General features: G+C 42.6%; 22 protein-coding genes. All 22 read right to left on the minus strand.

Annotated features, from left to right (window positions below):
• Positions 1 to 73: 73 nt before the first annotated feature.
• Positions 74 to 4,366 carry a PolC-type DNA polymerase III gene (locus BM213_RS00160; protein WP_091699959.1) on the minus strand — a complete coding sequence of 1,431 codons (4,293 nt, stop codon included), beginning with the start codon at positions 4,364 to 4,366 and terminating at the stop codon, positions 74 to 76.
• A 104-nt stretch (positions 4,367 to 4,470) separates the two neighbouring features.
• Positions 4,471 to 6,165: a proline--tRNA ligase gene (locus BM213_RS00165; protein ID WP_091699960.1), complete on the minus strand. Its 1,695-nt coding sequence runs from the start codon at positions 6,163 to 6,165 to the stop codon at positions 4,471 to 4,473.
• A gap of 28 nt (positions 6,166 to 6,193) precedes the next feature.
• The gene (gene rseP / locus BM213_RS00170; protein WP_091699961.1) at positions 6,194 to 7,450 is read right to left on the minus strand and encodes an RIP metalloprotease RseP; all 1,257 of its coding nucleotides are present in this window, start codon (positions 7,448 to 7,450) and stop codon (positions 6,194 to 6,196) included.
• Positions 7,451 to 7,465: 15 nt separating this feature from the next.
• Entirely contained in the window at positions 7,466 to 8,611 is a 1,146-nt protein-coding gene (dxr, locus tag BM213_RS00175; RefSeq protein ID WP_425265900.1) for a 1-deoxy-D-xylulose-5-phosphate reductoisomerase, read from the minus strand.
• 15 nt (positions 8,612 to 8,626) lie between these two features.
• Positions 8,627 to 9,394, minus strand: coding sequence for a phosphatidate cytidylyltransferase (locus tag BM213_RS00180; protein WP_091699963.1), 768 nt, complete (start codon positions 9,392 to 9,394; stop codon positions 8,627 to 8,629).
• Positions 9,395 to 9,400: 6 nt separating this feature from the next.
• Positions 9,401 to 10,165 carry an isoprenyl transferase gene (locus tag BM213_RS00185; protein WP_091699964.1) on the minus strand — a complete coding sequence of 255 codons (765 nt, stop codon included), beginning with the start codon at positions 10,163 to 10,165 and terminating at the stop codon, positions 9,401 to 9,403.
• 93 nt (positions 10,166 to 10,258) lie between these two features.
• Entirely contained in the window at positions 10,259 to 10,810 is a 552-nt protein-coding gene (frr, locus tag BM213_RS00190) for a ribosome recycling factor (protein ID WP_003394838.1), read from the minus strand.
• Between the two features lies 1 nt (position 10,811).
• Positions 10,812 to 11,534, minus strand: a complete 723-nt coding sequence (gene pyrH / locus BM213_RS00195; RefSeq protein ID WP_091699965.1) for a UMP kinase — start codon at positions 11,532 to 11,534, stop codon at positions 10,812 to 10,814.
• Between the two features lie 61 nt (positions 11,535 to 11,595).
• A complete protein-coding gene (tsf, locus tag BM213_RS00200; protein WP_091699966.1) occupies positions 11,596 to 12,477 on the minus strand; it encodes a translation elongation factor Ts in 882 nt (293 codons plus the stop codon).
• Positions 12,478 to 12,596: 119 nt separating this feature from the next.
• Entirely contained in the window at positions 12,597 to 13,304 is a 708-nt protein-coding gene (gene rpsB, locus BM213_RS00205) for a 30S ribosomal protein S2 (protein WP_003394841.1), read from the minus strand.
• A 138-nt stretch (positions 13,305 to 13,442) separates the two neighbouring features.
• Complete coding sequence (locus BM213_RS00210) at positions 13,443 to 13,877, minus strand: hypothetical protein (RefSeq protein ID WP_091699967.1); 435 nt, start codon at positions 13,875 to 13,877, stop codon at positions 13,443 to 13,445.
• 10 nt (positions 13,878 to 13,887) lie between these two features.
• Positions 13,888 to 14,145, minus strand: coding sequence for a hypothetical protein (locus BM213_RS00215; protein ID WP_091699968.1), 258 nt, complete (start codon positions 14,143 to 14,145; stop codon positions 13,888 to 13,890).
• 55 nt (positions 14,146 to 14,200) lie between these two features.
• The gene (locus tag BM213_RS00220) at positions 14,201 to 14,932 is read right to left on the minus strand and encodes a FliA/WhiG family RNA polymerase sigma factor (RefSeq protein ID WP_091699969.1); all 732 of its coding nucleotides are present in this window, start codon (positions 14,930 to 14,932) and stop codon (positions 14,201 to 14,203) included.
• Positions 14,933 to 14,975: 43 nt separating this feature from the next.
• Positions 14,976 to 15,290: a hypothetical protein gene (locus BM213_RS00225; RefSeq protein ID WP_091699970.1), complete on the minus strand. Its 315-nt coding sequence runs from the start codon at positions 15,288 to 15,290 to the stop codon at positions 14,976 to 14,978.
• Positions 15,290 to 15,790, minus strand: coding sequence for a chemotaxis protein CheD (locus BM213_RS00230; RefSeq protein ID WP_091699971.1), 501 nt, complete (start codon positions 15,788 to 15,790; stop codon positions 15,290 to 15,292). Before BM213_RS00230 ends, BM213_RS00225 begins: the two co-directional genes overlap by 1 nt.
• Complete coding sequence (locus BM213_RS00235) at positions 15,783 to 16,418, minus strand: chemotaxis protein CheC (protein ID WP_003394848.1); 636 nt, start codon at positions 16,416 to 16,418, stop codon at positions 15,783 to 15,785. Before BM213_RS00235 ends, BM213_RS00230 begins: the two co-directional genes overlap by 8 nt.
• Positions 16,419 to 16,425: 7 nt before the next feature.
• Complete coding sequence (locus BM213_RS00240; RefSeq protein ID WP_091699972.1) at positions 16,426 to 16,857, minus strand: chemotaxis protein CheW; 432 nt, start codon at positions 16,855 to 16,857, stop codon at positions 16,426 to 16,428.
• Between the two features lie 25 nt (positions 16,858 to 16,882).
• Entirely contained in the window at positions 16,883 to 18,892 is a 2,010-nt protein-coding gene (locus BM213_RS00245; protein ID WP_091699973.1) for a chemotaxis protein CheA, read from the minus strand.
• 14 nt (positions 18,893 to 18,906) lie between these two features.
• The gene (locus BM213_RS00250) at positions 18,907 to 19,977 is read right to left on the minus strand and encodes a protein-glutamate methylesterase/protein-glutamine glutaminase (RefSeq protein WP_091699974.1); all 1,071 of its coding nucleotides are present in this window, start codon (positions 19,975 to 19,977) and stop codon (positions 18,907 to 18,909) included.
• Positions 19,978 to 19,989: 12 nt separating this feature from the next.
• Entirely contained in the window at positions 19,990 to 20,859 is an 870-nt protein-coding gene (locus tag BM213_RS00255; RefSeq protein ID WP_003394855.1) for a MinD/ParA family protein, read from the minus strand.
• Positions 20,853 to 21,962 carry a flagellar biosynthesis GTPase FlhF gene (gene flhF, locus BM213_RS00260; protein WP_091699975.1) on the minus strand — a complete coding sequence of 370 codons (1,110 nt, stop codon included), beginning with the start codon at positions 21,960 to 21,962 and terminating at the stop codon, positions 20,853 to 20,855. Before flhF ends, BM213_RS00255 begins: the two co-directional genes overlap by 7 nt.
• A complete protein-coding gene (flhA, locus tag BM213_RS00265) occupies positions 21,959 to 23,995 on the minus strand; it encodes a flagellar biosynthesis protein FlhA (RefSeq protein WP_091699976.1) in 2,037 nt (678 codons plus the stop codon). Before flhA ends, flhF begins: the two co-directional genes overlap by 4 nt.

Raw genomic sequence — 23,995 nt, forward strand, 5'->3', positions numbered from 1 at the left:
CCACTCTTTTTGTACATTATCTTTACCAATTCCACTAGAACTATAACATATTGGCAAAAAAATTGCAACTCATTTAAAAGAGCGACAATTGGTTTTGATCTGGTAGCGACTGCAAACAGCCGCGACTTTCGAGATATTCTAAAATCGTTTTTGATACTTTTCCACGTTGCTGTAAATCTTCTTTCGATAAAAATTCGCCTTCTTCCCGTGCGCGCACGATGCTAAGCGCAACGTTCGTCCCTAATCCTGGAATCGCGTTAAACGGCGGAATGAGCGAATTTCCGTCAATAATAAACTCTGTTGCTTGTGAACGATACAAGTCGATATTTTTGAATGAAAATCCTCGTTCACACATTTCGAGGGCAATTTCAAGCACCGTTAATAAGTTTTTTTCTTTTGCGGAAGCGTCAAGCCCTTTCGCTTGGATTTCTTCAATTCGTTTACGAATCGCAGCAGATCCTTGAATCATCGCATCTAAATCAAAATCTTCTGCGCGTACGGTAAAATATGATGCATAGTAAAGAAGGGGATGGTGCACTTTAAAATACGCGATGCGCACCGCCATTAACACGTAAGCAGCCGCATGGGCTTTCGGGAACATATATTTAATTTTTTTGCACGATTCGATGTACCATTCCGGCACATCGTGCTTGCGCATTTCTTCTTCAAACTCCGGCGTTAATCCTTTCCCTTTCCGCACTGATTCCATAATTTTAAATGCTAGCGACGGCTCTAAACCGCGGTAAATTAAATATACCATAATGTCGTCGCGACATCCGATCACTTCCGATAGCGTACACGTTCCGCTCTGAATAAGTTCTTGGGCGTTGCCGAGCCAAACGTCTGTCCCGTGCGATAAACCTGAAATTTGCACAAGCTCCGAAAATGTTTTCGGTTTTGTTTCTTCTAACATTTGGCGAACGAAGCGCGTACCGAACTCCGGAATTCCTAGCGTACCTGTATTGCACATAATTTGTTCAGGCGTTACTCCGAGCGATTGTGTGCTACTAAAAATTTTCATCACTTCTGGATCGTCTGTCGGAATTGTTTTTGGATCAATTCCGCTTAAATCTTGCAACATGCGAATCACTGTTGGATCATCGTGTCCGAGAATATCTAACTTTAATAAGTTATCGTGAATGGAGTGGAAATCAAAATGGGTTGTACGCCACTCCGCACTCGTATCATCGGCTGGATATTGAATTGGTGTAAAATCATAAATGTCCATATAATCTGGAACGACGATAATACCGCCTGGGTGTTGTCCTGTCGTCCGCTTGACTCCCGTACATCCTGCCGCTAACCGATCTACTTCTGCTCCGCGCACGTGAAGGTTATGATCGTTTATATACCCTTTCACAAACCCATACGCTGTTTTGTCAGCTACGGTGCCAATCGTTCCTGCGCGATATACGTTATCTTCACCGAATAACACTTTCGTATAGTTATGCGCTCGCGGTTGATACTCGCCTGAAAAGTTCAAATCGATATCTGGCACTTTATCCCCTTTAAACCCTAAAAACGTTTCAAAAGGGATGTCGTGGCCATCTTTATTGTACCGTGTGCCACATTTCGGGCAGTCTTTATCCGGTAAATCAAATCCAGAACCAACCGAGCCGTCATCAAAAAACTCGGAATGCTTGCAGTTCGGACAGACATAATGCGGTGGAAGCGGATTAACTTCCGTAATTTCGGTCATCGTCGCAACAAATGACGAGCCGACCGAACCGCGAGAACCGACAAGATAGCCATCATCAAGCGATTTTTTTACAAGTTTATGAGAAATTAAATAAATGACTGCAAAGCCATGACCGATAATGCTCTTTAACTCTTTTTCTAATCGTTTTTCAACGATGTCTGGAAGCGGATCACCGTAGATGCTTTTTGCACGCTCATAGCTCATGCGACGAATTTCTTCGTCTGCGCCTTCGATTTTTGGTGTGTACAGCTCGTCTTTAATCGGCTTCACTTCCCCGATAAGATGGGCGATCTTGTTTGTATTTGTGACAACAATTTCTTTCGCTTTTTGTTCACCAAGAAATGAAAACGCCTCTAACATTTCGTTTGTCGTTCGGAAATGAACGTTCGGCAATTCATGTCGATTTAACGGATTGCCGCCCGATTGTGAATGAATTAAAATTTTGCGATAAATTTTATCCTCTTTGTTCACGTAATGTACGTTTCCTGTCGCCACAACCGGAATGCCGAGCCTTTCGCCAAGTTCTACAATATTTGTAATAATTTCTTGTACCGCTGCTTCATCGCGCACATACTCCATCTCAATGAGCGGAGCGTACACTTCCGGTGGATGCACTTCAAGAAAGTCATAAAACGGAGCAATTTTTTCTGCTTCTTCCATTCCTTTTTGCATCATCGCTTCAAATAACTCACCTTTGTCGCATCCTGAACCGACTAAAATACCTTCGCGATGTTGCTGTAATACGGAACGTGGGATGCGCGGAACCCGGTAAAAATAATGAACGTGTGAAAATGAGACGAGTTTAAATAAGTTTTTTAAGCCGACTTCGTTTTGCACGAGCAATGTTGCATGAAACGGGCGAGATCGCTGAAAAGCACCTTGTTCTTTTGATGCCGCATTGAGATGATCGTGATGAGTAATTCCTTTTTTATCAAGCTCTTTTAATAAATGAATAAGCAAATACCCTGTCGCTTCAGCATCATAAATGGCGCGATGGTGTTGAGTGAGTTCAATGTTAAATTTTTTACAAAGCGTATTTAAACGATGGTTTTTTAACTCTGGATACAAATAGCGAGCAAGTTCAAGTGTATCAATAACTGGATTTGTTACTTTACCCCGGTGAATCTTTTTAAATCCTGCATTTAAAAAGCCGATATCAAACGTTGCATTATGAGCAACGAGCACACAGTCTTCTATCCAATGATAAAATTTCTCTAACACTTCTTCGACGTCTGGAGCGTCTTTTAACATATCATCCGTAATTTTCGTTAATTCAATAGTCGTTGCAGAAAGCGGATGATGTGGGTTAGCAAACGACTCAAAACGGTCAATAATTTCTCCGTTTTTTACTTTTACCGCGGCTAATTCAATAATTGTATCATATACAGCGGAAAGCCCTGTCGTTTCCACGTCAAATACGACAAACGTATCGTCCATAAGGCAACGGTGAGCTTCGTTGTAAGCGATCGGTACACCATCATCGACGATATTTGCCTCTAGCCCATATAAAATTTTCACACCATATTTTTTCCCTGCACTATATGCTTCAGGAAACGACTGGACAACGGCATGATCCGTTACAGCGATCGCCTCATGACCCCATTTTTTTGCTTGTTCAACAAGCTTTGTGATAGAGGCGACAGCATCCATTTGACTCATCTGCGTATGAACATGAAGCTCGACACGCTTTTCTTCCGCCGTATCTTGACGTTCATTTGGTTTCACTTCATTTAAATCGTTCGCAATGAGCACAAGATCGCGTACAAACGTATCGTTTTGCACGCTGCCGCGCACTTTAACCCACATTCCTTTTTTTACACGTTGCATTAATTCTGCATCTTCTTTATCGCGCGAAAACATTTTCACAAGAATGGAGTTTGTATAGTCGGTCATTTTCAACGTCAATAACGTTCTTCCACTTTTTAACTCTTTTGCTTCTACATCGAAAACGTACCCTTGCACGACGACACGCCGCTCTTCTTCTACAATTTGGTCAAGAGAACGAATTTGTTCCTCGTCTTTAATATGGTAACCGATTACAAGCGGACCGCTTTCCTCATTCTCGTGGTTCTCTTCTTGTTTCGGCATCGCTTCCATAAACGCGGCTAAAGCGCGCTCTTCATCTTCTTTTTGTTTTTGAGCTAAAAATTGTTCAAACTGCTGTTCATCGTGTTTCACGTCAGCTTCTAATTGCAAATGCGGAAAGCCAAACGAGGCGTACGTCTCAGTAAACAATTGAGCAAATCGTTTTTTCAAAGCAATCGCTTCTGCCTCATTGCGCGCTTGTACAGTTACTTTCGTTCCTTTTACTGCCGGTTGCTGTTGCGCGAGCAAGGAAAGAAGAGGCGAGTTTTGTTGAATCGTGTCAATAAAAATCGGCCAATACATCGCGACATCTTCAGCAGTAAACGTTTGATCCTCTGCTACAACTGTGCATTGCACATGGGCGATATGGCGAAATTGTTCGATTAATCGTTTACGAAATTCAGCATATACGTGCGCTTGCAAAATGGCAGGAAAGCGAAAGTAAAAATGCCAACATGTCGTTCGTTTGTCGACAACGACTTTTTCAATTCGTCCATGCGCCAAATCGTTTGCGATATGAGAAGAAGAAAGCTGCAACTGTTGTAATAAAATAGAAAATCGTTCTTTTTGTTCTTCCTTCATTGTTGTTCGTTACAAAAAGATGTAACGGTACACCTCCCTTTCTTTTTTATACATCGTTTGGGAGCGATAGACGACAGAAAGAGAGGGACTCCCCTCTCTGTCGTCTACAAATAACGGCGCAATGTTTCAATTAATTGCGACACGTGCACTTCTTCTGTTTCACCTGTTTTGCGCACTTTCACTTCAACCATTCCTTCACTTGCGCGCTTTCCGACCGTTACACGCACAGGCAAGCCAATTAAATCGCTGTCAGCAAATTTTACTCCTGGACGTTCTGCACGATCATCGTACAACACTTCAAATCCTTCTTGTTGTAAACGGTCATACCATTCATCTGCAAGTTCCCGTTGCTCGTCCACTTTTGGATTGACAGAAATGAGATGAACATGGAACGGAGCAACTGCTGTCGGCCAAATGAGCCCGTGTTCATCGTTATATTGCTCTGCGATGGCTGCAAGTGTGCGAGATACACCAATGCCATAGCACCCCATAATCATCGACTGCGTGCGCCCATTTTCGTCTAAATATGTTGCATTCATCGCTTCACTATAACGCGTTCCGAGTTTAAACACATGTCCAACTTCGATTCCACGCGCAAAACGAATCGTTCCTTTTCCGTCTGGCGATGGGTCTCCTTCTTGAATAAAGCGAACATCGGCATATTGCGCAGCAAAGTCACGATCTGGGTTAACTCCTTTGTAATGGTAGTGGGCTTCATTCGCTCCACATACACCGTTAACAATTGCTTTCACCGCATGATCGGCTAAAACGAGCACATCGTCGCGAACGCCAATTGGACCAAGGGAACCAACTTCGCAGTTCATTACTTGTTTCGTTTCATCTGGTGTTGCTAATTCAACAACTGTTGCTTCTAATATATTTTTCACTTTCACATCGTTAACCTCATGATCGCCGCGAACGAGAACGAGCACGTAACGATCGTCCACTTTAAACAGTAACGACTTGATACATTTTTCTTTTGGCACTTGAAGGAATTGGCTCACTTCTTCAATTGAGCGTTGTTCTGGCGTATGCACTTTTTCAAGCGGTGCATGCGGCTCATCGCTTCGCTCATACGTTGTAATCACTGGTGCCATTTCAATGTTCGCAGCATAATCAGAGGAATCTGAGTATGCAATCGTATCTTCTCCAACATCAGATAAAACCATAAATTCATGCGTATCTTTTCCGCCCATCGCACCAGAATCGGCAATGACTGCACGGAAATTTAATCCGCAACGACGGAAGACGTTTGCATACGCTTCGTACATTTTATTGTACACTTCATCTAAACTTTCGTGTGAAGCATGAAAGGAATACGCGTCTTTCATAATAAATTCACGACCGCGAAGCAAACCGAAGCGCGGACGCTTTTCGTCGCGAAACTTCGTTTGAATTTGATAAAGCGTCAGCGGCAAACGTTTATATGACTTCACTTCATCACGAACGAGCGCCGTAATGACTTCTTCATGTGTTGCCCCAAGCGCAAAGTCGCGATCGTGGCGATCTTTTAAACGCATCAATTCCGGTCCGTATGAATACCAACGGCCCGATTCTTGCCATAATTCCGCTTGTTGGAGCGCTGGCATGAGCAGTTCAATAGCACCGGCGCGCTCCATTTCTTCGCGAATGATCGCTTCGATTTTTTGTAACACACGCTTGCCGAGTGGTAAAAAGCTATATACTCCGCTCGCACTTTGACGAATGAAGCCGGCGCGAAGCAATAGCTGATGGCTTTTAATTTCCGCATCTGCTGGTACTTCACGCAACGTAGGAATAAATGACATACTTTGTTTCATCTTTTGCACCTCTTACTCCATCAATTTATTATAAGAAAAATTTTTGAATATCGTTCCATGTCACAACAAGCATAAGCAACATAAGAAGGGCGAAGCCAATAAAATGCACAATGCCTTCTTTTTGGCGATCAATCGGCTTTCCACGCAGCGCTTCAAGCGCAAAAAACGTTAAGCGGCCACCATCGAGCGCTGGAAGCGGAAGTAAGTTGATAATCCCTAAGTTGATGCTTAAAATCGCTCCCCATTTCATTAAGTAATACACTCCTGATTGAGCGACTTTATGCGTCGAAACTGCAATACCAACTGGTCCAGATAACATATCGAACGAAAATTTTCCCGTCAGCAAATGACCTAAACCAACAATAATCTCCTTTGTCCAATAGTACGTTTCTAGCGCGCCCTGCTTTATAGCACCAACAACTGATTTTTCCATCGGTCCATACACGCCAATTAGTCCAATTGTTTCTCCTTCAATCGTTTTCTTTTCCGGTGTAACGGTAAGATCGATCATTTCACCGTTGCGATTGATTTGAAATTGGAGCGGTTTTTCTGGACTTTTCCGAATGACTGTAACGACATCTGTCCACGAAGACATGGACTGTCCATCGATGGAAATGACAACATCCCCTTGCTTTAACCCAGCTTCACGTGCTGCACCGTCTTCGGTTAACTCGCCAATGATCGGTTTGTCAACAGGATAACCTTGCAATAGCCCAATAACAATAAAAATGACGAGCGCTAAAATAAAGTTCATTAGCGGGCCAGCGAAAATAGTCATGGCGCGCTGTCCGAGCGTTTTAGAACCGAATTGACGATCGTACGGCGCAATTTGCATTTCCTCTCTGTCAATGACAAAATACGCTGGGTCACTTAATTCAAAACGTTGTAAGCGATCATCATCACCTTCATAGCCTTCAATATATAGCTCATGCTCAAAGTCAGCGCGCTCCACTTCAATGATTTTGGCATCTGGATATTCATCTTTATGATTGACGATTACTTTTTTCACTTTGCCTTCCGAGTCAAACAATAATCCGACAACTTGACCGCGCTTAACGTCCATCATCTCCGGATCTTCACCGGCCATGCGGACGAAACCACCGAGTGGAAGTAAGCGAATCGTATATGTCGTTTCCCCTTTTTTCATGGAAAACACTTTTGGGCCGAATCCAATCGCAAACTCACGGCATAAAATACCAGCCCGCTTAGCGAAAATAAAGTGACCTAACTCATGAAAAAATACAAGCGCACCAAAAATGATAATAAAAGCAATAACCGTTTCCAACGTTCCAACCACCTTTTATATGTGTAGTGATTTTACAAATTGTCGCGTTTCGCGATCAATCATTCGAATCGTGTCAAGATCCGGATCAGCAATTGGGACATGCCGTTCCATCGCCTGCTCAATGTATTGTTCAATCGCTAAAAACGATATTTGCCCAGCTAAAAAGGCGGCCACTGCTTCTTCGTTTGCAGCGTTTAACACGGTCGGCATCGTCCCGCCTATTTTTCCTGCCTCATAAGCAAATTGTAAACAACGAAACCGGTTCATGTCCACTTTTTGAAAATGTAACGTAGCCACTTCTGCTAAGTTTAGTCGCTCGATATGGAGCGGAAAGCGATCTGGATATGTTAATGCATATTGAATGGGCACGCGCATATCTGGCGTTCCAAGTTGGGCAATGACGCTTCCATCATGAAACTGTACCATGGAATGAATAATGCTTTCTTTATGTAAGAGCACATGAATTTGCTCATACGGTAAGTGGAACAACCAATGCGCCTCGATGACTTCAAATCCTTTGTTCATCATCGTCGCAGAATCGATCGTAATTTTTGCCCCCATCGACCAATTCGGATGTTTGAGCGCTTCTGCAACAGTGACATGCTGCAGCTGCTCGCGCGTACGATCGCGAAAACTACCTCCGGATGCGGTCAAAATAATACATTCAACGTTTTTCTGTTTTTCTCCTTGTAAACATTGAAAAATCGCGGAATGTTCACTATCTATCGGCAAAATCGAGACACCATAGGCAGCGGCGTGCTTCATGACGAGATGACCCGCAGTAACTAACGTTTCTTTGTTCGCTAATGCGATTGTTTTTCCCGCCTCTATCGCTTTTAACGTAGGCACTAGTCCGACGCTTCCTACAACCGCATTAACGACAATATCCGCTTGTTCAACCGTCGCCACCTCAATCAACCCGTCTTCACCGGAAACGATGCGCACACGTCCAATATATTCGCGCTGTAACATGTCTGCATCTTCTTTTTGAGCGACACATACGATTTTCGGTGAAAATTGTTCAATAATCATTCGAGCCTGTTCAATGTTTCGTCCAGCTGAAAAAGCAACGAGACAAAACGCATCACGATGGGCGCGAATGACATCGAGCGTTTGCATCCCGATCGAACCTGTCGCACCTAATAAGCTAATTGCTCGCAAACTGTTCACTCCTTTTTACACAATGAGGTAAAACAAATATAAAATCGGTAAAATAAACAGCAAACTGTCGAAACGATCTAAAATGCCGCCGTGCCCTGGTAAAATCGCCCCTGAATCTTTTACTCCATAGTGGCGTTTAAACGCGGATTCAACTAGATCACCGAGCTGCCCGAAAATAGATAAAATAACGGTTGCAATAAGCAACAAAAGAAACGATGGGGCAAACGGCGATAGCCACTCATAAACGCTCACAACAAGAAGCGCACATAACACACCGCCTATTGCACCTTCTACCGTTTTATTCGGACTAATATGCTCCCATAATTTACGCTTCCCAAACGCCCGACCGATAAAATACGCTCCGCTATCTGTTGCCCAAATTAAAAATAGGGCATAAAAAATATAAGACAATCCTGCTTCTCGCACTTGTAAAAAGGAATAAAATCCGACGCCTACATATAACAAAGAAGCAATCATAAAACCGGCGTCATCGAACGTAAACGCATTTTTAGATATAACCGTATAAATAAGCAACAATAAAAGCCCGATGATGAGCATCCATATGTTTATCATATGTTCATATGGATATAAAAAGAGCCATAAAACGAGAAAACTGACGACGCTCGGAAACGAAAAGAGCGATATGCGTTTCATACGAATGAGCTCAAATAAACCAACCGTAGCTAACACATACGTTAAAATGAGAAATGGCCATCGGCCGTATATGACAATAGGTAAAAAGAGCGAAGCTGCAATGATCGCTGTTACAATTCTTTGTTTCATATGAAATTATACGCCTCCAAATCGACGGCTTCGTTGCTGGAATGCATGTACCGCCTGTAAAAAATGTTGCTCTGTAAAATCTGGCCATAATACATCTGTAAACCAAAACTCCGTATAAGCTAACTGCCAAAGCATAAAATTACTTAACCGAATTTCCCCGCTTGTACGAATGAGTAAATCCGGATCAGGCAAATCGTTTGTCATCAAATACAAATGGAACAACTGCTCATCGACATCGTTTACTTCAATCGTTCCGCTTTGAATATCAGCAACGAGCTTTTGTACCGCATGTACAATTTCTGCGCGACTTCCGTAGTTTAGCGCAAAGTTTAAAATTAAACCTGTATTTTGCTTCGTTTCTTCGATCGCTTTTTCAACTGCACGTAACGTATGTAAAGGTAGTTCATCTTTATGTCCCATCACGCGTACTTGCACGTTTTCGGCGATGAGCTCAGGTAAAAATGTGTTTAAAAATTGTTCAGGCAATTGCATTAAATAGTCAACTTCTGTTTTTGGCCTTTTCCAATTTTCCGTCGAAAATGCGTATAGCGTCAACACTTTTACACCTAGCTCGTTCGCAAAGCGCGTAATTTTTCGCACCGTCTGCATCCCTTCGTAATGTCCAGCCATACGTGGCAACGCGCGTTTTTTCGCCCAACGTCCATTTCCATCCATAATGATCGCCACATGCACCGGAATTGGCCCTTGTAAAATGGATTGTTTTGAACTTACTTCTTCTTCGTTTTTCCATCTTTTTATTTTTTCAAACATTAGCGCGTGTCCTCCAGCTTTCGTCCATCGTGATTAGGCTGTGCGCCCTATTTCGTAATTATAGCAAAAAACCCTCTATAAACATAGAGGGACTTATACTTCCATAATTTCTTTCTCTTTTTCTTTCGTAATCGCATCAATTTTTGCAATGTGGTCATCCGTTAATTTTTGAATGTCTTCTGTATACCCACGCAATTCATCTTCCGTAATGTCGCCGTTTTTCTCTAACTTTTTCAACTCGTCATTTGCATCGCGACGGATGTTGCGCACAGCAACTTTCGCTTCTTCTGCATATTTTTTCACGAGCTTCACAAGTTCACGACGACGCTCTTCAGTGAGCGGTGGAATTGCGATGCGAATGACTGAACCGTCATTTGAAGGTGTAAGTCCTAAATCTGATGCTAAAATGGCTTTTTCGATTTCTTTTAATACCGATTTGTCATACGGCTGAATGACAAGAAGACGCGCTTCTGGCACTTGAATACCTGCTAACTGAATAATCGGTGTTGGCATGCCATAATAATCAACTGTAATTTTTTCTAACAAAGCAGGATTTGCTCGTCCAGCACGAACCGTTGCGAGTTCACGAGAAAACGCTTGTACAGCTTTATCCATTTTTTCTTTCGCATTCGTTAATACTTGCATCTTATTTCCCCCTTACAATTGTTCCAATATTTTCGCCTAATACAGCACGTTTAATATTTCCTTCTTCCATAATCGAGAAAACGATAAGTGGAATATCGTTATCCATACATAGCGAGGAAGCGGTGGAATCCATCACACCTAACCCTTGTTTAATTACATCTAAGTAAGATAATTCATCGTACTTGAACGCATTTTTATCGACTTTTGGATCGGCACTATACACGCCGTCTACGTTGTTTTTCGCCATTAAAATAACGTCCGCTTCAATTTCTGCCGCACGAAGCGCAGCTGTCGTATCTGTTGAAAAATATGGATTTCCTGTGCCTGCCGCGAAAATGACGACACGTTTTTTCTCTAAATGACGAATGGCTCTTCTACGAATGTACGGCTCTGCCACTTGACGCATTTCAATAGACGTTTGTACACGTGTTTGTACACCGAGTTGCTCTAAGCTATCTTGTAGGGCGAGCGAGTTCATCACCGTTGCTAACATGCCCATATAATCCGCTGTGGCACGATCCATCCCCATTTCGCTACCAACTTTTCCGCGCCAAATATTTCCGCCGCCAACAACGACAGCAACTTCGACTCCAAGTTCAGCTACTTCTTTCACTTGCTGGGCAATCGATTTAATGACCGCTGGATTAATCCCGAAGCCTTGATCACCAGCTAACGCTTCACCACTTAGTTTTAAAACGACACGTTTATACTTTGGGCTTTTCATTTTAAACCTCCATACCGTTCTTTAAAAATAGGGAACACACATGTGTTCCCTATTTGCTTCCTTACTTACGAACTTGGCTCATAACTTCTTCAGCGAAGTTATCTTGACGTTTTTCAATTCCTTCGCCTACTTCGTAACGGATGAAGCTTTTCACCGTTGCGCCATTTGATTCTACAAATTGACGCACTTTCACATCTGGATTTTTGACGAAGCTTTGCTCAAGCAAGCAAATATCCTCAAAGAATTTGCCTAAACGACCTTCAACCATTTTTTCAACGATGTTTTCCGGTTTCCCTTCGTTTAATGCTTGCTGTTTTAACACTTCACGCTCACGAGCAATTTCATCCGCAGATACTTCATCGCGAGAAACGTATTTTGGATTAATTGCTGCAACGTGCATCGCTACATCTTTTGCCACGTCGCTATTTGTTGTACCTTCTAATACAGTTAATACGCCGATGCGGCCTCCCATGTGTAAGTATGCACCGAACGCTGCATTGTCGCCTTTTTCTACAACTGCAAAACGACGTAACGTAATTTTCTCACCAATTTTAGCAATCGCTGCGTTAATGTGCTCTTCTACTGTTACACCGTTGTCCATTTTTTGTTGTAGCGCTTCTTCTACTGTTGCAGGCTTATGCTTTAATAAATGCGCTGCTAATTCTTTAACTAACGTTTTAAATCCTTCGTTTTTCGCAACGAAATCTGTTTCAGAGTTTACTTCTAAAATGACTGCTGTATTGCCGTCAACCTCGATTAACGTTGTTCCTTCAGCGGCGATGCGATCGGCTTTTTTCGCAGCTTTCGCCATTCCTTTTTCACGAAGCCAGTCAATTGCTTTTTCCATATCTCCGTTTGTTTCTGTTAACGCCTTTTTGCAGTCCATCATTCCTGCGCCTGTTTTTTCGCGCAACTCTTTTACCATTTGAGCAGTAATTGCCATGTTCAACATCCTCCTTTTTATATGTACAAAATCGTATGTACAGCTTGTAAATATAGTATGCCTGATTTTCTTAAAAAAAGGTGATAAAAGGCTTCCCCCTCTTATCACCTTTCACATGCTTACTCAGCTGTGACAACGGCTTCTTCGCCTTGCTTTGCTTCTAAAATCGCATCAGCAATTTTAGATGTAAGAAGTTTCACAGCGCGAATCGCATCGTCGTTTGCAGGAATGACGTAGTCGATTTCGTCTGGATCACAGTTTGTATCCACGATTCCGATGATCGGAATGTTTAATTTGCGAGCTTCTGCAACGGCAATGCGCTCTTTACGTGGGTCGATGACAAACAACGCGTCTGGCAATTCTTTCATTTCTTTAATACCGCCTAAAAACTTTTCAAGACGCTCTAATTCTTTCTTTAGCTTTACCACTTCTTTTTTAGGCAATACGTCGAATGTGCCATCTTCAGCCATTCTTTCGATTTCTTTTAAACGTTTAATACGTTTTTGAATCGTTGCGAAGTTCGTTAACGTTCCACCTAACCAACGTTGGTTGACGTAGAACATGCCAGAACGTTCCGCTTCTTCTTTTACAGAATCTTGCGCTTGTTTTTTCGTACCAACAAATAAGATTGTGCCGCCATTTGCTGCAAGTTCTTTAACGAAGTTGTACGCTTCTTCTACTTTTTTCACTGTTTTTTGCAAGTCAATGATATAAATACCATTGCGCTCAGTGAAAATGTATTTTTTCATTTTTGGGTTCCAGCGACGTGTTTGATGCCCGAAGTGAACCCCTGCTTCAAGCAACTGTTTCATTGAAATAACAGACATCTTTCATCCTCCTACACGGTTTTTTCCTCCGCTCATGTCATTTTTAAGCAAGACTGCAAAGCAGCACCGTTGCTTAAATCGATGAGCGTGTGTATTCACACCAAATAGAACTATATCACAATTAAAAAGCACATTCAACTACTTTTGGTGAAATTTAAGCAAAAGCTCCATTTCTGTCTTGCCACGTTTTAACGCTTTCGCTATTTCGTCGATCGTTTTTCCTTGTTGTTGAAGCTTTAATGCTTCCGAAACGAGCGATTCAAGCGATTGCTCTCCATTTCGCTTAGCTGTCGATAGTTCCACTCGATCGACCACTTGTTCGATCGGCAGCGAAGGAGGCGCTTCTTTTTTCTTTTGACGAACAGCCGATGATGTAATTTGTTTAACAAATCGTTCGTTCTCTTCTTTAAACTGCATTAAATATGTCGTCATCATCGTTTCCATTTCGCGAAGCCATTTTTCTTGCTCTTTTTCTGTTTCTTTCATTTTCATCCACTTTAACGATAAAAGAATAATGAGAAAGAGCGAAATGCCGTGCAAAACGAAGCTGATCATCCATAAAAACGTCGTCATAACATCCCTCTTATCCAATGAAGTCAATGTGTGTCCCTTTGTAAGGGTGTTTGCTCTTTTCTTTTTTTTCATTATGTTTTTTCCATTTTGTTTGTTCGCTTCGTTCAGCTTTCGTGACTTGTTGCCGAATGCGCTCATCTTGTTTTTTTATCTCTGCTGCAAGCTGTTGTTGAGCAAGCTGTCCGTACTGTTGCATATGTTCTTGCCATTTTCCGAGCTCATGCGTTTTCGGCAACGCGACTTGCAATTCGACGAGTTTGAAGCTCATATTTGTCACTTCCTTCATAAAATTGATGAAGGACTGCCATCATTACATAGCTTGCTCAATCAATCAATTTGCGCATTTTAAATAATGCTTTAGCGTGAATTTGGGAAATACGCGACGTTGACAGCCCCATAATATGCCCGATTTCTGTGAACGTCAATTCTTCTTTGTAAAATAAGCTAACGACTAATTGTTCTTTTTCATTTAGTTGTTGAATGACGTTTGCTAGTTGTGCAATTTGCTCCTCACGCAATATATGTTCTTCAGGCGATGGCGATTGATCGTCACGAACGGTAAATGACATATGTTCGTCATCATCATCAAACGGCCGTTCATCAAGCGATAAGATGTGAGCGAAAAATTGTTCGCTCATGACAGCATACACTTCATCTTCTGGCATGTTTAACGCCCCAGCAACTTCTTTAGCACTTACCTCACGCATGTACGTTTGTTGCAGCTGTTCGATCGTTGCTTCAATTTTTTTTGCCTTTTCTCGCACGCTGCGCGGAAGCCAATCTTCTTTCCGCAATCCATCTAAAATCGCTCCACGAATACGGAATGAAGCGTACGTATCAAATTTCAAATCGCGTGAAGGATCAAATTTTTCAAGCGCATCGTACAAGCCGAGCAAAGCTAAACTTTTCAATTCTTCTTTCCTCACGCTTTTCGGAAGGGATGAAGCGATACGTTGGACGTGATAATCAACAAGCGGCATATATTTTTCAATGAGTTGATCGCCCGCTTCTCGATCGCGAGCGTCTATCCACTTTTGCCAGCATTGTTCAATCATATCATCCCCCCTAGGTGAAAAGGTAGCCTACAACGTTTGAAATTTATTTTTCTTCATGGCTTAACAGTTGACGAATATATTGCGCCACTTCTTGTTGCTCTTCTTCGCTCAAGCCTTCAATCATTTGCTCTACATGTTCATCATTTCGTTCCTTCCGTGAAACGTCTAGAGTGGATTCATCTTTTTGAATAAAGGCGACCATCCAGCGAATGACAAAAGCAAAAATAAAGAAAATAGCAAATGTGAGAAAAGCGCGCACGATAGACGTCCATATGCTATTTTGCAACAACGAAGAAAAGAAGGCGATCATACAGCCGAATAAGGCAAAAACAATGTTAAATTTCCACGTGCCAGCCATTACATTTCCCGTACCCCTTGATTTACTGTCCGGATTAGCAATATGCCTGTTTTCGGATGAAATTCAATCGTCCGTCCACTACTTCCTCCGACGTCTTCAGCGACGATTGGGATGCGGAAACGTTGAAGCTGTTCGCGGACAGCTTCAACGTTGCGCGGCCCAATGCGCATCATATCTGTCGTTCCTGTTCGAAATTGAAACATTTGCGCACCGCCGGCCATTTTCGCTTTTAAATGTCCGTTTCGTCCTCCTGACCCGATGACGCGACGTATTAACTCTTCGATCGCCGTGTCGGCATATTTCGCTACGTTCATTTGCTCGGATTTTGCTAACGACGAATCTGGCAACATGACATGCGCCATCCCTGCCACTTCTTTTGCTAAGTCGTACACGACAACCCCAACGCATGAGCCGAGTCCGCATGTACGAATGACATATGGCGCTTTCACCACGTTCATGTCAGCAATTCCGACTTTAACTACATGAACAATTTCACTCATCATGTTCCACACCTAAAGACTGAAAGATGATACGAAACGATTCTGGGTCAGGAAGTAAGAAAAAGTGGCCATTTACACGATCATTCGGCTGATGCTCCTCATGAATTGCCGTATCCACGACAATGACATGATCGCCGACGCGCGACATTTCAATTAATCCATAGCTTAAAATCGCTCCGATCATATCAATGCTAAGCGCTGGAACAGATGGATATAAATTTAAGTTTGTAAAATCGGATAAAGATGATAAATATGAGCCAGCTAAAATGTTGCCAAGCTCCTGCAAAGCAGAAAGCGACAACTCCGAACAATCTTGTTCAAGTTTAAATTGTTCATCACCAATCATTTGTCGAATAAACCGTTCCGCTTGTTCAAGCGATAACACGAAAAACATGTTGCCAGGCGCATCTCCTTCGATGCGCAAAAAAACGGCAGCAACGACATTATCAGCTCCACCGACAATGTCCATCATTTCATCAAATGAAATGATGCGCACATCTGGAATCGTCATTTCTATTCTTTTATTTAGCAACTGTGATAACGCTGTTGCTGCATGGCCCGCTCCAATATTTCCAATCTCTTTTAATATGTCCATATGGACGGCACTCATCCGTTCAAAATATGACATGGACAAATTATCCTTTCTCCTTTTCTAATACTTTTTCTAAGTTTAATAAGATGAATAGACGCTTCTCAATTTTTACGACGCCATTAATATATTCTGCTGTCGTCGCATCGACTACTTCTGGCGGCGGTTCGATCGCTTCTGTCTCAATATCAACGACATCGTTCGCCGCATCAACAATTAAGCCGACTTCAACATCATCGAGCGCGACGATAATGACGCGCGTATGATCAGAAAACTCCGCTTCCTCTAAGCCAAAACGCATGCGCAAGTCGATAATGGGTGTAACAACCCCACGTAAATTAATTACGCCTTTCACATACTTCGGAACGCGAGGTACACGCGTAATATGTTGAATCTTTTCAATCGAGCGCACTTGTTGAACCGGAATCGCGTATTCTTCATCTTTCAGTTGGAATACAATCACTTTCAGCTCAGCCACATTCAATTCCCCCTCTCGCTTGTCCCTACTTAATTAACGCATTGCAATCAATAATGAGCGCGACTTGGCCGTCACCTAAAATCGTCGCCCCCGAAATGGCAAACACGGACGTTAAGTAGTTGCCAAGCGATTTTAACACCACTTCTTGTTGACCGATAAATGCGTCAACGACAAGCCCTGCCATTTTCTCGCCTTTGCGTACAATGACAACAGATAAGAAATCATCGTCTTCCTTCACAACAGGCACTTCAAAAATATCTTTCAAAAATAAGAGCGGAACAACTTTTCCACGGAAATCAATGACTTTTTGATTATGGGCATGCAAAATGTCTTCTTTTTTCACGATGGCTGTCTCGATGATCGATGACAACGGAATCGCATATTTTTCCTTTTGAATTTCAACGAGCATAACAGAGATAATGGATAGTGTAAGCGGTAGTTGAATCGAAAAGATCGAACCGACTCCTTCTTCTGAATCAATCGATACCGATCCACCAAGCGATTCGATCGTACTTTTTACAACGTCTAATCCGACACCACGTCCTGAAATATCGGATACTTTATCCGCTGTAGAAAAACCTGAAGCAAAAATAAGCTCATATACTTGTTTATCCGTTAAGTTCGCTGCATTTTGTTCAGAAATAATTCCTTTACTAATGGCTTTTTTCAGCACTTTTTCGCGACTAATGCCTGCACCGTCGTCTTCAATTTCAATAAATACATGATTGCCGCTATGATACGCTTTTAACTTTACTGTTCCTTCTTCCTGTTTTCCTTTCGCCCGACGCACATCTGGCGTTTCAATCCCGTGATCGATAGCGTTGCGCAACAAGTGAACGAGCGGATCGCCAATTTCGTCGATGACTGTGCGGTCAAGCTCTGTTTCTGCTCCAATAATTTCAAGATTAATTTTCTTTCCTAAATCGCGAGCTAATTGCCGTACCATGCGCGGAAAGCGGTTAAATACCGTTTCGACCGGTACCATGCGCATATTTAAAATAATGTTTTGCAAGTCTCCGGAAATGCGCGACATCCGCTCGACCGTCTCATGCAATTCAGGATTGTTCAGTTCGCGCGAAATTTGCTCCAATCGTCCGCGATCAATAACAAGCTCTTCAAATAAGTTCATTAGTACGTCTAAACGTTCAATGTTGACGCGAATCGTCTTGTTGCTTACTTGTTTTCCAGTTGCTTTTTCTTCTTGTCCTTCTTGCTTTTTCTCAACCGCTTGCTCTACTGCTTGCTGTTCTTCTTTTTGTTCGTGTTTTGTTTCCGTCGTTTTTTCTTCTTCTGTAGATCGATGTAAGTTCACTCGTTGAATGATAACTTGCTCCACTTCCGACACTTTCATAATGCGCTTTTGTAACTCGTCTTCTAATACTTTTGTCACAACTGTCACGACAAATTGATCATCGAACTGTTCTGCTTCTAGCATCTCAACGGTCGGAACGGATTTAATGACTTCTCCAATTTGTTCAATCACTTCAAAAATCATAAACACACGCGCTGCTTTTAATAAGCAGTCGGAGCGCAATTTTACAGTTACTTCATAACTATGAAATCCTTGTTCAGCTGATTGTTTTAAAATAGTATATTCAAATTCATCATACGTTTGTTCATGTGTTGGAGCTGGTTTTTGTGGAGCGGCGACCGCTTCCCCTTTTTCGATTTGCTTTAGCTGGGCGACAACATTTGTAACGTCGCGCTTTCCATCTCCACCTTCAGAAATAGAAGCGACCATCGCTTCTAAATCATCGACAGCGCGAAAAATGACATCGAGCAATTCAGGTGTGACGGCAATTTTCCCGTTACGAATCGCATCAAGCACATTTTCCATTTGATGGGTCAAATTGGCCAAGTCTTCAAAGCCCATCGTCGCAGACATCCCTTTTAACGTATGCGCAGAGCGGAAAATTTCATTGACGATCGACACATCATCTGGATTTTTTTCAAGCTCTAACAATTGTTCGTTAATCGTTTGTAAATGTTCTCTACTTTCATCAATAAACACTTCGAGGTATTGACTCATGTCCATTGTTCCTATCCCCCTCAAACTTTTACGTGCTTCATTACCGCTTCGGCAATGTCATCAACGTGAACGATTTCATCAACAACGTTCGCAGCAATGGCTGATTTCGGCATACCGAATACGACGGAAGATTCGGCGGACTCTGCGATGACAAATGTCTTTCCGGACGCTTTTAGCTGTTTCAGCCCTGCCGTGCCATCTGAACCCATACCTGTCATAATAACAGCAATTTTTTCATAATCCGTTAACGTGCTTAACGACTCGAACATCACGTCAACGGAAGGACGATGTCCATTGCGCGGCTCTGCTTCATCGAGATGAATCGCAAGCGATGTGCCCACGCGTTTTACATATAAATGTTTTCCGCCTGGCGCGATATACGCTGTGCCTTTTTGAATGATTTCACCATCTTCTGCTTCTTTGACGCGAATATGACTTAACGAATCCAAACGGGTAGCTAACGATTTTGTAAACCCTTTCGGCATATGTTGGACGACTAAAATCGGTGCGTCAATCGTTGCCGGAAACTTCGTTAGCACATGTTGAAGAGCGCGTGGCCCCCCTGTCGATGTGCCAATGGCAATCACTTTTTTCTTTCCGCCCACGCTTTGTCGTTCGCTTACCTCTATTTTACTATATTGTTTTTGTGGCAACATAGACATTTTTTGCTTTGTTTTGACTGTTCGCAAATTCGCTTCGCTTGCTAAAAGCACTTTTTCGATCATTTTATCTTTAATTTTATATAAATCTAGCGAAATGGCACCCGAAGGCTTAGCGATAAAATCAACCGCACCGTATTGCAGCGCTAAAATAGTATTTTCCGCCCCTTCCTTCGTTGTGCTTGAAATCATAACGACAGGAAGCGGGTGTTTTTGCATAATATGTTTTAACGTCTCAAGCCCATTCATGACAGGCATCTCAACGTCTAACGTCACGACATCCGGTTGGAGCTGCTCGATTTTTTGCAACGCTTCTTGCCCATCGCGCGCTGTGCCAACAACGGTCAAACGCGGATGCTGTGACAAAAAGTCGCTAATTAATTTGCGCATGAAAGCAGAGTCATCAACGACGAGCACCTTTGCTTTATTCACAGCGATGATAACCTACCTCTCTAAAAAGTATTGGCGCAACTTCGCAAAAAAGTGAAATGGACGTTTCATCTGCTCCTTATGCTCTTCATTTGCCAAATAGCGTTCAGTCATTTGTATGACTGCCTTGCTTGCTTTCGCACTCGGATCAAATAAAAGAAAAGGCGTTTGACGAATAACTGCATTGCTTACCGTGCGATCTTCAGGTACGTACCCTAAAGCATGCAGTTCTTTTCCTAAAAAACGTTTCGCTACTTGCTTTAAACGTTGCAACGTCTCTATCCCTTCTTTGTCGGAACGGGCGCGATTAACTAACACATAAATCGGAAGTTGATGGTCTGCTAAATGAATGTATTTCATCGTCGCATACGCATCCGTTAACGCTGTTGGTTCAGGCGTCGTCACGATGAAAATATCGTCAACTGCCTTCAATAACTGAAGGCGATCTTCGGACATGCCTGCCCCCATATCGAAAATGATGTAATCATACTGCTCGGAAACAAGTTGTAGTTGTTCAATGAAATATTGTACTTTCTGTTCATCCATGTGAAAAATGTCCGTTAATCCCGTTCCGCCAGCGATAAACGACAAGTTTTCTGGTCCTGTTTTTATAATATCATGAATCGTTACGTTAGGACGAAAAATATCGATAATCGTGTGGGATGATGTTTGTCCAAGCAAAATGTCGATATTTCCCATACCGATATCCATATCAAACAACAATACGTTTTTCCCGCGTTGACGTAGTGCTAAAGAAAAGTTTAATGACACGTTCGATTTTCCAACGCCACCTTTGCCGCTTAATACAGCAATCGCTTTCGTTTCTGTTTCATGTTGCATTTTTTTCACGCGTAAACGTAAACTTTCAGCCTGATCTCTCACCATCGTTGCTCGACCCCGGTAATCATATTTGCAACAAGCTGTGGAGTAGCTTCCACAATATCATCGGGTACGTTTTGTCCGTGCGTCACATACGCCGCCCCGATGCCACATTGGATCATCATGTTTATCATCGCACCATGTCGGCTCGTTTCATCGACTTTTGTAAAAATAAACTTATGAATAGGAATAATTGAAAACTGATCGTAAATGTCTTTCATATCTCGCCATTTTGCCGTTAACGATAGGACGAGAAATGTTTCCATTTCCTCGTTAAAATCAATCATTTCTTTTAAATCGTTCACGTATTGGGCGTTGCGAAAGTTTCGCCCGGCAGTATCGATAAAAACGATGTCGTATGACGCAAGCTTTTCCTTCGCTTGACGAAAATCGTCGACATTGTAACATACTTCAAGTGGCACATTTAAAATTTTTGCGTACGTTTTCAATTGGTCAATCGCGGCAATACGATACGTATCTGTCGTAATAAATGCCACTTTTTTATGATGTGTAATGACGCAGTCGGCCGCCATTTTGGCAAGCGTCGTCGTTTTGCCAACCCCTGTCGGCCCTACAACGTTGACGTATTTTTTTTGAAATGAAATCCCACCAAATGAAAAGGACGATAATGTTTTGACGATATCATCGTGAAGCCATTTTTTCACTTCGTCGTCTGAAGCGTTCGCCCCGGACGTATACCATCGTTGCAACAATGCAGACATGAACATCGCACGCACATCGTCACTTATTTCTTGATCGATCAAATGCGCATCGATCACCTTTAGAAGGGACGGATAATGCTCCATCGCCCCTCCTTGCGTCAATTGATGAATCGTCGCTTTTAACTGCTGAATTTCTTTCAACAATTGCTCGTCACGCAGCGGTTCGATTCGTTCTTTTCGTTTTTCTTTTATTTGTTGAACAGGCGGAGTGGCTTGTTTTGGATCAACGGCAGCAATGACCTCGATATTTTTTCGGGAAAATAGTCCGAGAAAGCCTTTTTTATGAACGACTTTCGAATTTAAAATGACCGCATCATTTCCAAGTTCCGCTCGAATCATTTTCATCGCTTCTGGCATCGATGAAGCAACAAACTTTTTTACTTTCATTCGACATTCACCACCCCAACACTTTGAACTTCCACGTTTGCTTCAAGTTCATTATACGACAACACGGGAACGTGACGGAAATACCGCTCCGTTAATTGTCTCACATACATGCGCACAGCAGGGGAACAAAGCAAAATTGGCGATTGATCTTGAAACGGGAATTGTTCAATTTGCACGGCAATTGCTTCGATAATAGCTTGGGAAACGGCCGGATCGAGCGCTAAATAATTGCCGTGTTCAGTTTGCTGTACACCTTCAGCAATCATTTTTTCAACTTTCCCTGACAATGTGATGACGCGCAACGGCTGACCTTCAACAACATATTGGCTCGTAATTTGACGAGCGAGCGCTTGACGAACGTATTCCGTTAAAAGATCTGGATCTGTCGTCATTCGCCCAAAATCGGCAAGCGTTTCAAAAATGACCGGCAAGTTGCGAATGGACACTTTTTCACGCAATAAGTTGGCAAGTACTTTTTGAATGTCACCGACCGACAACGGATTCGGTGTTACTTCCTCTACTAAAATCGGATACGATTCTTTCACGTGGTCGATCAGCTGTTTCGTTTCTTGACGGCCGAGCAACTCATGCGCGTGCGCTTTTAACAGCTCAGTAATATGCGTTGATACGACGGACGGCGGGTCAACGACTGTATATCCGAACATTTCAGCCCGTTCCTTCATATCTTCAGAAATCCATTTTGCTGGTAATCCGAACGCCGGCTCAATTGTATCAATTCCTTCAATCGCATCATCTTCAACGCCGGGGCTCATCGCCAAATAATGATCAAGCAACAGCTCGCCGCGCGCTACTTCGTTTCCTTTAATTTTTAGGCGATATTCATTTGGTTGCAGTTGAATATTGTCACGAATGCGCACAACGGGAATAACTAGGCCAAGCTCTAAAGCTAATTGACGACGTATCATCACGATACGATCTAATAAATCCCCGCCTTGGTTGGCGTCAGCAAGCGGAATTAACCCGTACCCAAACTCAAACTCGATTGGATCAACACTTAGTAAACTTACAACGCTTTCTGGACTTTTCATTTGATCCATTTCGATTTCTTCTTCAGTCTCTTCTGTTGTTGCTTCAGGCGCATCGGCTTGTTTTGTAAATTGGTATGCCCCCAAAGCGAGCAACGAAGCGATCGGAATTGTTAACAAATCATTAATTGGGGTAAATAGCCCAAGTAAAAAAATCGTCCCTGCTGTCACGTATAACATTTTTGGGTACGCAAACAATTGCCGCATAATATCGGCACCTAAATTGTTATCCGAAGCAGCACGCGTAACAACAATACCTGTCGCAGTAGAAATTAATAACGCCGGAATTTGACTAACAATTCCATCTCCAACAGTTAATAATGTATATCGTCTAGCTGCTTCACCAATGTCCATACCTTGCTGCACCATTCCGATAACAATTCCAAACAGCATGTTAATAAGAACGATAATAATGCCCGCGATCGCATCACCTTTGACAAACTTGCTCGCTCCGTCCATCGCGCCATAAAAATCAGCTTCTTGAGCAATTTTTTCGCGTCGCTCTCTCGCTTGCTGTTCAGAAATAATTCCAGCATTCAAATCCGCATCAATGCTCATTTGCTTCCCTGGCATAGCATCGAGCGTAAAGCGCGCTGCTACTTCCGATACACGCTCTGCCCCTTTTGTAATGACGACAAATTGAATAATGACTAAAATTAAAAAGACGACAAACCCGACGACAACATTGCCACCGATAACAAACGTACCAAACGTTTCGACTACCCCGCCAGCTTCTCCTCTGCTTAAAATCGAGCGAGTTGTTGAAACGTTTAAACCGAGGCGGAACAACGTAAGTAAAAGAAGAAGCGAAGGGAAAATCGAAAACTGGAGCGGTTCGCGCATATTCATCGACGTTAAGAGAACGAGCAGAGCAAGAGAAATATTGAAAATGATGAGGACGCTAAGCAACCACGATGGTAGGGGAATAATAAGCATCGCTACAATTAATATAACCATAAGTAATACAGACAAGTCCCTTGCCGACAT

Origin of the sequence: Anoxybacillus pushchinoensis (genome assembly GCF_900111795.1) — a bacterium.
Classification (GTDB): Bacteria; Bacillota; Bacilli; order Bacillales; family Anoxybacillaceae; genus Anoxybacillus; species Anoxybacillus pushchinoensis.